Origin of the sequence: Streptomyces sp. NPDC091412 (assembly GCF_044756885.1) — a bacterium.
Classification (GTDB): Bacteria; Actinomycetota; Actinomycetes; order Streptomycetales; family Streptomycetaceae; genus Streptomyces.
Genome location: NZ_JBIVTV010000039.1, coordinates 18679 through 28588, shown reverse-complemented (window position 1 = coordinate 28588; position 9910 = coordinate 18679). Strand labels below are relative to the sequence as shown.

Sequence of the window (9910 nt, the reverse complement as noted above, 5' to 3'; positions counted from 1 at the left end):
ACTTTGCCCGTAACTCGGCAACGGGCGGACGCAGAGTCATGCTCCACCCTCCCACCAACGCCGCCTGGGCAAGCAGTAATTGAAATACAAGCCCCCGGCCGCACCGAAAACTGCCAGATTGGCGTGTTCGCCGCCTACGCCACCAAGCGAGGACGCGCCCTGGTGGACCGTGAGCTGTACCTGCCCAAGTCCTGGACCGAAGACCGCGAACGCTGCCGCGCCGCCCACATCCCGGACGAGCGGACCTTCGCCACCAAACCCGACCTGGCCAAGGCCATGGTCCTGCGGGCGATCGCCTCGCCGCTGCCGATCGCCTGGGTGACCGCGGACTCGGCCTACGGCCAGGAATGGCGGCTGCGCCGCATGCTGGAGGAGACCGGCCTGGGGTATGTGCTCGCGGTCCCCAAGTCCCAGCAGGTGCCCCACTTCGGACGCATCGATCACCTCTTCTCCCAGGCTCCCGACGAAGCGTGGGAGAGACGTTCGTGCGGTGACGGCGCCAAGGGCCCGCGCGTCTACCACTGGGCCGCCCTGCAGATCACCTCCATCGAGGACTTCGACGGCGAACTGCCCACCCACCAGCGGTGGGCACTGGCCCGCCGCAGCATCAGCAAGCCCGATCAGATCGCCTACTACCTCGCCTACGCACCGCTCGGCACCACGGTCGAGGACCTGGTCCGCGTCGCCGGAACACGTTGGGCCATCGAGGAAGCCTTCCAGGCTGCCAAGAACGAGTGCGGCCTGGACCAGTACGAAGTCCGCCGCTACACCGGCTGGATGCGGCACGTCACCCTGGCCATACTGGCGCACGCCTTCCTGGCGGTCATGGCCGCCGACGCCGCGGTAAAAGGGGCAGCAGAAACGGTTCCTGCCTCGCGCCCCTCACCGTGGCAGAAGTTCGGCGGCTCCTGGCAACTGGCCACCCGCCCGCCACACGCGCTCATCAATCCCTCATCAGGGCACGCGCACTGAGATGGTCACAGTGGCGCAGGCGACGCCAAGCCGTCGCCCGCCGCTGCCACTATCAGTGGCGGCTGCACACGATCGAGGGGCGGTCCGGGAAAGAGAACACGGGCCGGAACTCAGCCCACTACACTCGCCCAAACCGCCCCTGAACAGGGAAAACGTCAAAGTGCTGCTGGAGTACTAGGCCCAATACCGGTGATTTAGGTTGTTTTCCGGCTGGTTGAAGTGGCTCTGGTTGGCCCGACCAGCCGGACCGTCGGGGTGTCTGGCCGTGGTGGGCTGTGGTGCTCGGCTCGTTTGAGGGCCCAGTTGGACATCTTGCGTTTGATCACGCGGGGGTTGGAGCGCAGCCGCCGTGCGGGCAGCAGTCGTTCGGTGATCTCACGCAGGCTCTGGGTGATGGACCGGGCCAGTCGTGAGGGGGGAAAGTGCCGCCTGCCCGGTGACGTGGCGGCGGACGACGCGAAGGGTGCGGGTGAAGGAGATCCGGTCGGGATCGTGCCCGGCCTTGAGGGCGGCCTGGTGCATCAGGTCCCGCAGCGCGTGGTGGACCAGCAGGAACGCGAAGATCTCCTGTTCGACACCGCGCGGGTGCTGGGAGCGCAGCACCAGCCCGGGGACGCCCTGGTGGTTCTTGATCTCGTCCAGGGTGTTCTCGATCTCCCACCGCTGGGCATAGAGGGCGGCAAGCTCCTCGGCCGGTGCCTGGTCAGGGTCGAGGAGGGTGGTGATCAGCCGGTAGACGGTGCCGTCACCGCCGCGTGGGCCGAGGGTGTACTCGATCACCCGCACCCGCTCGGGGTCCGCGCGCCGATAGTTGTCCCGCGCGGCGACGATCTCCGACAGGTAGGAGCCGTCGGCGAGGGTTTCCAGGACCGGCAGCACCACGACGCTGCGGACCCGCCACAGCAGGTCCGCGCCGCCCGCCTTCGCGGCCCGCCACAGGTCGAGGCCGCAAAAGCCCCGGTCGGCGAGCACAAGCATGCCCTTCGTCAGCGCGGGGAACAGCCGCTGAGCCAGGGCGGTCTCGTGGACCTTGAGTGGTCCGACCTCGGCCGCGAACACGACATGGGTGCCGCACTCGGCCAGGGCCGCCACCCTCGCCTGCGGATACGCACTGCGGCCCTGTCCGCGACTGGTACCGGGACGCCCGAAGAACTGGGCGTTCGCCGCGGTGTCCGGAACATCAAAGACCGTGCCGTCCACCGCGACCAGCCGCCACCGCCGGTACCAGGCGCCCTGCGTTCGCGCGACCGCCACCGGCCGGCACACCCGGGCGAACAGGGCCCGCAACGGCTCCGGCCCAAGCCGCAACCGGGCCCGCCCGATCGCCGCCGTCGTGGGCACCCGCCAGGCGGTCGCCCACCGGCCTTCACGCTCCAGCCCCTGAACCAGAAGCCGGGCCACCTCTTCATAGCCCTGCCCGAAGAACAGACACATCGCCAGGACGAAGTAGACCACCACCCGTGCCGGCAGCAGCCGCGTCCGCTGCTCGACCCTGCCGCACTCGACGATCACCTCGTCGACCAGTTCCGGCGGAAACGCCCGCGTCAGCACCCCCAACGCGATCCGATCCGAGAACCGATCAACCCCCGACGACTTCACCTGACCCGGCCTTGGCACAACCCACCCAACGACCAGAACCCACCAAAGTCACCGGTATTGGTACTAGGCCGTGTTTTAGGTAGCTCGGGTGGCCAGCCATTTGGTGAGGTCGCCCGCGATCTGGTCGATGCTTGTCTCGACGATGACGTCGTGCTCGCGGCGGCTGGTGTCACGCCGGACGATCTCGTAGCCGCCAGTCTCCAGGACGGCGACGGACGCGAACCAGGCGGGATCGTCCTCGTCGGGCTGGATGACGACGAAGGTGTTGTCTGTGCCGTTCAGGTCGCTTACCAGCTCGAACAGGGCGTCTTCGGACGGGTCGTCGACGTGGTCGCCGTTCTCGCTGTCCGCGCAGTAGTAATCAGCGGCCACCGGACCTCCCCATGCGTGTGCTGCTCGAAGTGCCGGTGGCCAGCATGGCACGGCCGCCTGGCCGCCCGACGGCTCACAACCACTGGTGGATCGCCGCGACGTGAACCGTCGCCTCGTACCGAACCGCGAGCTTGTCGAATCGGGTGGCCACTGCCCGGTGCTGCTTGAGACGGCTGATCCCGCACTCGACCGCATGGCGCTCGCGATAGTCGATCTTGTCGAACTTCGGCGGTCGGCCGCCTCGTGAACCACGCTTCTTGCGGTTGCGGACTTGATCGGCCTTCTCCGGGATCGTGCATCCGATGCCGCGTCTGCGTAGGTAGGCGCGGTTCGCGCGGGAGCCGTAGGCCTTGTCCGCCCGGACCTTGTCCGGCCGGGATCGCGGCCGGCCAGGACCGGTCCGAGGCACCCGGATGGCCTCCAGGACCTGCTGGAACTGCGGGCTGTCGTGCCGGTGCCCGGCGGTGACGAGCAGCGACAACGGCCTCTGACCCTGCTCGCAGGCCAGGTGGAGCTTCGTGGTGAACCCACCCCTTGACCGGCCCAGCCCGTGGTCGTCGGGCTCGATGGCGACACCACCAGGCGCCTCCTTCTGCCCCGCGCCGTCCCGGCGGGCACCGGCCGCATGCTGGTGAGCCCGGCAGATCGTGGAATCGACGTTGACCTCCCACGTGATCAGCCCGGCCTCATCGGCCCGCGCCTGTAACAGCGTCAGCAGCCGGGCCCACACCCCCTGCCGCTGCCATCGCCGGAACAACCCGTACACGGTCTGCCAGGGCCCGTACTCAGGCGGCAGGTCACGCCACGGAACACCCGTCCGCACCCGCCAACGCACACCATCCACCAGCCGTCGCCGCCCCGGCCACCGGCGACTCACACCCGCCGCAGGCAGCAACGACTCCAGCACCGACCACTGCTCATCAGAAAGATCCCCACGCCCCACACGGTGATCATCACGGCACGAGGCATGGACCGGAACCCGGACCTAAAACACGGCCTAGTCCGGTGTGCAGGGCGAGTTCGAACAGGGCCTGCAACCGGTGTCGTTGTGCGGTGGTGAGGAGCTGACGGGCTTCGTCAGCGGTGAGAGGTTCGAAGCGGCGGGGCCGTGGGGTGCCGGTGCGGACGTTGCGGGCGACGTTGCGCGAGATTTCCTCCTCGCGGACGGCGTGCTCCAGGGCGGACTTGAGCACGGAGTGGATGTACGTCAGCGTCAGCGGAGAGAGCCGCTTGGAGCAGCACGATCCGACGGCGCAGCAACGGGGGCTCACCACGCCCCGCGTCGATGCCGCGCGCAGCACTGGCAGGCAGTGCGCAACTGGTTCAGACAGGTGCGGACGTTCTTGGCGGTGAGCTTGGTGAGCTTCTTCTTGCCCACGCCTCGGATGAGGTACCGGTTGACGCCGGCGGTTGCTGAGGTTTTCAGGGTGGGGTCGGTGGGTCGATAGCCAGGCCGGTGGCGGTGAGGCAGCCGTCGGTCAGGTGGGGTCGGAGTTGGATCCTGCGTAACTCGCGGCGGAGTTTGCGGTCGAGGTCGTGGGGTGTGTCGAAGGCAGTGTTGGCCATGGCCCTGCGCACGAGTGACCAGACGGCCTCGACGGGGTTCAGGTCGGGTGCGTATGAGGGGAGACGGACGGTGGTGAGCCAGTCGTGCTCGGCCTCGTACTTTTTCAAGCCCGCTGCCAGGTGGGTGTTGAGATTGTCCCAAACCACCACGATGGGACCGCCGAGCTGGATGTGAGCCCTCACCAGCAGGTCTCGGTAGTCCTGCCAGGAGAAGCTCTTCCGTGCTCCCTTCAGGAGCAGATGGTGACGGGGCCGGTAGATCAGTCTGGCGGTCTCGCCGGATTTGTAGCAGCACAGCGCGGCGACCGAAGTCCTGCGGCGGGATCTGCCCCGAACGTGAATCACGGGCGTGTGGCCACGTCGTCCCCAGGTCCGGGCCCGGGGCGGAGTCATCGCGAATCCGGCCTCGTCCTCGAAGACGATCCATGCCCCGGACGCCGCCGCGAGACTTTTACCCGCGGCCACACCTCCTTCTTCCACAGCTCCACCGCGTGCTCGTCGCGTTCGAGTGCACGGCGGGCAGGTGTCTGCCAGGACCAGCCGTGCCGCTTCAGCAGCCGCCACACCGTAGCCACCGACAGGCTCAGCCGCAGACGACGGCTGATCACCGTCTGGACCCGGGCCAGAGTCCAACGCTCATCGTCGAAGCCGTAAGCTGACGGACCCTTGCCGAGTTCCTCCTCGAGCACCGCGAACTGGTCATCGGTAACGGTCGGGGAGTTGGCCGGGCCCGCGGAGCGCAAAGCCTCCATGCCGCCCTCGCGCCAGGCCCGGCGCCAGCGTTCCACCGACCGCACACTCACCCGCAGGTCCTTCGCGATCACTGTGGTCTTCTCACCTGCCGCGAACCGCTCGCCGGCCTGGAGCCGGATCCTCTCCCGAAACGCCCGACGCTCAGCGGTCAGGCCCCCACCCTCCGGATACCGCATCCCACCGGCATGCCGCAGGGATCATGAACCGTCACCGCCCCGACGACAACCCGAAAACCTCAGTGGTCGACGCACGGTGCGGCGCGCGCGGTGAGCGCGACGGCAACCACAAGCTCAAGGCCGACCAAGCGTAGGAAATCCGTAGTCCCGGATGACCTGGCATAACAGCAACAGTGTGCGGCGCTGCTGCATGGCTATGCTGTGCCATCAGCGCTGCTGGTTTTGGGCCGAGCGACTCCAAGATCGATCATTTGGAGCCTGGCTCAATGGAAGAATTCTCCCTTCCCGAGGACATTACCGCCCTCAGCGACGACGAATTGGACGAGCTCCTCGACGGCGCAGTCAAGTCCTTCGATGCGAAAGCGGGCAGCAGCACCGTCACTACCGACGACCTGACCAAGCTCCGCGAGCTGGCCACTGCGGTCAATGACATCCGCGCGGAGAAGGCAGAGCGGATCGCCGCCGCCGAGCAGGCCGCCGCGGAGATCGAGCAGCTGGCCGCCGCCGTGCGCGGCGACGATCCAGAGGAGGCCACCGCCTCCGTCAACGAGCTCGAGGAGCCCGCAGAGCCGGAGCCGGCCGTCGAGCTGGAGTCCGCCAAGGAACCCGTCGCCGCCTCCGGCGCGGTCGTCAAGCAGCGCGCCCTCGACCTGTCCCGGGTCCGCGTCCATCAGCCGCGCGTACTGCCGCCGGACCCGAACCCGCGCCCGGAGATCACTGCCTCCGTAGACGTCCCGGGCTACCATCCTGGCCAGCCCCTCGACATGGAAGGCGTCACCGAGGGGATCATCCGCCGCGCCAACGCGCTGAAGACTGCCGGTGGCGGCGTCGGCCTGTGCGCCTCCTACCGGCTGCCGTTCGACACGCCGCTCATCATCAACGACTCCTCGTCCGGCACTGAAGGCACGCGCGCGGTCATCCTCGCTGCGGACCAGGGCCGCTTGCCGCAGGGCGACATCGTCGCGTCCGGCGGCTGGTGCGCTCCCAGCGAAACCGTGTACCAGCTGACCGACATCGCGTGCCCCGAAATGCTGTGGGACGCGCCCGAAATCCAGTTGGCGCGTGGTGGCCTGCGGTTCTTCAAGATCCCGTCGCTGGACGTCGGCAGCATGACGTTCGTCCACACCGAGGCCGACGACATCAGCGGCGCGGTCAAGCCTTGCTTCAAGATCCCCTGCCCTGAGCCGGAAGAGGTCCGCTGCGACGCCGTCGGTGTCTGCCTTGAGGCAGGAATCCTGACTCAGCGTCACTTCCCGGAGCTGGTAGCCTGGTACCAGCGCAACACAATGGTCGCGCACGAACTCCGCGTCCGTCAGGTCCTGTTCGAGCAGGCCGTCGCCGCCTCCACCCCGGTCACCATCGCGCAAACCTTCGGCGCCTTCTCCGCGATCTTCGCCGCCGTCGCCCTGCAGGCCGCCGACATGGTCGAGCGGCACAGCCTGTGCGAGTCGATCTCGATCGAGGTCGTTTTCCCTTGGTGGGCCAAGGCCATGTTCCTCGCCGACATCGCACGGCAGAACGGCGTCTCCTGCCACGACATCGACCCGTCGTGCATCATCAACGCGTTCGCCAAACTCGGCGTCCGCGTCCAATGGGCCCGCGGCCTCGGCCCGGCAGTGCCGAACCAGATCGGCGGCGAGACGCCCGCAGCCGTCTGGCCGGACAGCGTCCCGTTCCTGATCCACCCCGCCGGAGCTTTCCAGATCGGGCGCGGCGGCGAGATCTCGCTGGGCGTAATTCACGATTCGAACAAATTCTCGACCAACGATTACACAGCCGCTTTCTCGGAAGAGTGTGTGGCCCTGGTATCGCGCGGGCCAGAGTCCCGGATCGTCACCGTTCCTGTATGTCCCGACGGGCGCACCGGCGAGCAGTTGGGCATTGACTGCCCGATCGCCTGACCTTCAACGACAAGCGGTCCCAGCCGATGAGGCTGGGACCGCCGAGGAATGAGAGGAGGCAGGCGCCGATGGAAGTCCTAGCCCACGCTGCTCCGGTTTCGCCGCTGCCGCTCGTAGTGCGCCTCGCAGAGGCCAAGAGCCTCATGCGGACGGCCGCACCCCGGCTCGCTGCACGGCGTGAAGGTAGCGGACCCCGGCGTGCGGCGCTGCTCGGCAGTCAGGCGACGGCAGTGGAGGCACCGCACGGTTCCATTGGCTTCAACGCTGACCGACGCCCCTTCCCCGCTCAGTGGGTGGCCCCGCTTGCACGTCGTCCTCTTGGGTCGCTCGGTCAGCCCCGTACGGCGCGCGTACTGCCAGTGCTTCGAGCACAGGCCGCGCGCGACGTAGGGGCGGTCACAGCCGTCGACGGAGCAGCGGTCATCCGCCGGGCGCCCGTTGCTCGACCGAGTGGTGCTGACGTTCTCGGCGTGGGGGACGGCTTCCAGATGCGCGGGGTTCACGCATCGGCGGTGAGGGCAGGTGGGGCCGCCCTCACACTGCTCCGGAAGGTGACAGGTGTGGTCCACGACCAGCCCCTCGGGCACCGAGCCCCGCTCCTGCGCGTAGGCGAAGCGGTGAGCCGGAGAGTGGAGGAAGGTGCCGTAGCCGTGAACGTTCAGTGCCGGTCCACGGCCAACACGCCTCGTTTTCCGCCGACTTGTCCACCAGCGCCCAGAAGTCGGCGCAGATGTCATCGGTGTACTCGAACCGGCGACGGACCTTGACGAGCGGGTCCCCGTGGCGCTGGAACCGGGAGTAGTGCTTGCGGCACATCTCCCTGCCCACAGCCTTCCCCCCGCAATGCTCGCCGTCTTCAACGACCCTACACAGCGCGAACTTGCCCGCTCGGGTACGGACAGTCATCGGGTCTCCGGTGCGTTGCCAGCGGACGTAGTGCTTGTTGCACCAGCCGCGCGCGATGGCAGGGCGGGGGCATCGGGTTCCGTTCTCGACAACGGAACAGGTAGCGTCGGCCATGGCCGTACTCCTTCTTGCCAAGGGGTCGGTCTGGGTCGGCGGCGTGTGCAGCGCCGTCGGCCCTTTCGGCAGGTACAACGGCCGTTGTCGGCGTGTCGGTTGCTCCCCGAAGGGGTGATCTGACATGCCACCCGCTGGCATGAAGCGACGCGTCGAGGCCATCCCGGGCCGCCCCTTGCCGTACGGCATCCTCGGCGGCTGTACCGACGTCATCGGCGTCCAGGACCCGCACGAGTTGCTGGGTGTCGAGTGGATGGCGCTCGGCTGCTGTCCAGTCCGTGACACCGACTGGTGCGCGCCCTATGAGTCGCCAGGGGACGAGTCACCGGGAAGCCCGCCGGGCCAGAAGGAGTTCCGCGACCCCACCCACGAGGAGGCGGACCCGGTCACCATCTACGCCGGTGTCCGCTGCTCCACGATCGGCTGGTCGTACCAGGAGGCCACCGAACACGTCCGGGCCGCGCTGGAGCTGGGGGAGCAGCAGGCCGTCGAGTCGGCGTTCTGGCGGTACACGCTGGCCCCCCGCGCGGTCGACCTGACCCCGGCCGATGGGCCGGTGTCGATCGGGCAAGGCGTCGCCGTGCTGGAGGGCTGCCTCGCCGAGTCGTACGGGGGTGTCGGCACCCTCCACGTGCCGACCGGCGCCGCCGCCCTCCTCGGCTGCTGCAACGTCGCATACGTCGACGGGAATCGGCTGTCCACGCTCGCCGGGAACTGCGTCATCGTCGGCTCCGGATACAGCGCGGCGAACAGCGGCCCCGATGGCCTCCCGGCACCGCCCGGCACCGCGTGGCTGTACATCTCCGGGCCGGTCGTCGTCCGCCGCGGCCCCATCGACGTCATCCCCGACCGGGCCGGCGCCTCCATCGACCGAAGGGTCAACGACAGGAGGGTGCTCGCCGAGCGCACGTACGTCCCCGCCACCACTTGCACCGTGTGCGCGGTGCTCGTCACCACCTGCTGAGGCCCCGCCATGCCCCCCGAGCTGATCCGCGTCCAGCCCGCCCCCGGCCTGCGCCGGGACTTCGCCATGTGGGCGGTCGCCCAGGTACCGAAGGTGCGCACCGTCTCCCAGTCGGAGTTCGCCGTCCCCGCCCGCGAGTTCACCAACATGCCTGAGCGGCTGCTGATCGGCGCCATCGTCGACGGGCACCGGTACGTCAGCCCCGACGAGGAACAGGCCGGCGACAGCGGCGGTGCCGAACTGCTTGGCGTCGGCCTGCCGGAGAGGGAGGGGATCCCCGGCGAGCCGCTGCCGCCCGTGCCCGACGAGGCGTACAGGCCCGACTCCACGCCGCTGCCGCCGCCCGACTTCGCTCCGCTGGAGGACGCCCCCACCTACGAGGCCGGGGAGGTCGTCCTCGTCGGTGAGGACGGGCCGGAGACGTACGTCCCCCTCGGGGACCCGCTGAGCGAGGGCCCGGCGGACATTGCCGGGGACACGGCAGGGGACGCCGGGCCGTTCGCCTGCGGCATCTGCCCCCGTGACGACTTCAAGAGCGCACGCGGCCGGGACACTCACCGCCGCCAGGCCCACCGGGAGGACTGACG

At 68.7% G+C, this 9910-nt stretch carries 9 protein-coding genes and 1 pseudogene; 4 read left to right on the top strand and 6 right to left on the bottom strand.

Annotated elements, in window-relative coordinates:
• Positions 1 to 3 precede the first annotated feature (3 nt).
• A complete protein-coding gene (locus tag ACIQMV_RS38375; RefSeq protein ID WP_402597737.1) occupies positions 4 to 972 on the top strand; it encodes an IS701 family transposase in 969 nt (322 codons plus the stop codon).
• 375 nt (positions 973 to 1347) lie between these two features.
• On the opposite strand, the gene ACIQMV_RS38370 is transcribed toward ACIQMV_RS38375, so the two are convergent.
• The 6 genes and pseudogenes from ACIQMV_RS38370 to ACIQMV_RS38345 form a co-directional block, all read right to left on the bottom strand.
• Positions 1348 to 2589 (bottom strand): IS4 family transposase, encoded by a 1242-nt coding sequence (locus ACIQMV_RS38370; RefSeq protein WP_402597735.1) that lies wholly within the window; start codon positions 2587 to 2589, stop codon positions 1348 to 1350.
• A gap of 57 nt (positions 2590 to 2646) precedes the next feature.
• Complete coding sequence (locus ACIQMV_RS38365) at positions 2647 to 2943, bottom strand: hypothetical protein (protein WP_141365579.1); 297 nt, start codon at positions 2941 to 2943, stop codon at positions 2647 to 2649.
• A 73-nt stretch (positions 2944 to 3016) separates the two neighbouring features.
• On the bottom strand, positions 3017 to 3886 hold the full coding sequence (locus tag ACIQMV_RS38360) for an IS5 family transposase (RefSeq protein ID WP_141365581.1): 870 nt from the start codon (positions 3884 to 3886) through the stop codon (positions 3017 to 3019).
• A gap of 40 nt (positions 3887 to 3926) precedes the next feature.
• Positions 3927 to 4363 (bottom strand): annotated as a pseudogene (locus tag ACIQMV_RS38355) (site-specific integrase); the annotation flags it as partial.
• 2 nt (positions 4364 to 4365) lie between these two features.
• Complete coding sequence (locus ACIQMV_RS38350) at positions 4366 to 4902, bottom strand: transposase (RefSeq protein ID WP_402597736.1); 537 nt, start codon at positions 4900 to 4902, stop codon at positions 4366 to 4368.
• Positions 4899 to 5438 carry a winged helix-turn-helix domain-containing protein gene (locus tag ACIQMV_RS38345; protein ID WP_402597733.1) on the bottom strand — a complete coding sequence of 180 codons (540 nt, stop codon included), beginning with the start codon at positions 5436 to 5438 and terminating at the stop codon, positions 4899 to 4901. The genes ACIQMV_RS38350 and ACIQMV_RS38345 overlap by 4 nt, the downstream gene beginning before the upstream one ends.
• A gap of 266 nt (positions 5439 to 5704) precedes the next feature.
• On the opposite strand from ACIQMV_RS38345, the gene ACIQMV_RS38340 reads away from it, so the two are divergent.
• The 3 genes from ACIQMV_RS38340 (at position 5705) to ACIQMV_RS38330 (ending at position 9908) form a co-directional block, all read left to right on the top strand.
• The gene (locus ACIQMV_RS38340) at positions 5705 to 7339 is read left to right on the top strand and encodes a major capsid protein (RefSeq protein ID WP_402597732.1); all 1635 of its coding nucleotides are present in this window, start codon (positions 5705 to 5707) and stop codon (positions 7337 to 7339) included.
• 1144 nt (positions 7340 to 8483) lie between these two features.
• Positions 8484 to 9323, top strand: coding sequence for a cupin (locus ACIQMV_RS38335; protein WP_402597731.1), 840 nt, complete (start codon positions 8484 to 8486; stop codon positions 9321 to 9323).
• Between the two features lie 9 nt (positions 9324 to 9332).
• Complete coding sequence (locus ACIQMV_RS38330) at positions 9333 to 9908, top strand: hypothetical protein (protein ID WP_402597730.1); 576 nt, start codon at positions 9333 to 9335, stop codon at positions 9906 to 9908.
• Positions 9909 to 9910: the final 2 nt, after the last annotated feature.

Excerpts from the sequence above, each read along its gene's own strand:
- ACIQMV_RS38350 (WP_402597736.1), bottom strand. The coding sequence starts at position 4,902 with ATGACTCCGCCCCGGGCCCGGACCTGGGGACGACGTGGCCACACGCCC.
- ACIQMV_RS38345 (WP_402597733.1), bottom strand. The coding sequence starts at position 5,438 with ATGCGGTATCCGGAGGGTGGGGGCCTGACCGCTGAGCGTCGGGCGTTT.
- ACIQMV_RS38340 (WP_402597732.1), top strand. The coding sequence starts at position 5,705 with ATGGAAGAATTCTCCCTTCCCGAGGACATTACCGCCCTCAGCGACGAC.
- ACIQMV_RS38330 (WP_402597730.1), top strand. The coding sequence starts at position 9,333 with ATGCCCCCCGAGCTGATCCGCGTCCAGCCCGCCCCCGGCCTGCGCCGG.
- ACIQMV_RS38335 (WP_402597731.1), top strand. The coding sequence starts at position 8,484 with ATGCCACCCGCTGGCATGAAGCGACGCGTCGAGGCCATCCCGGGCCGC.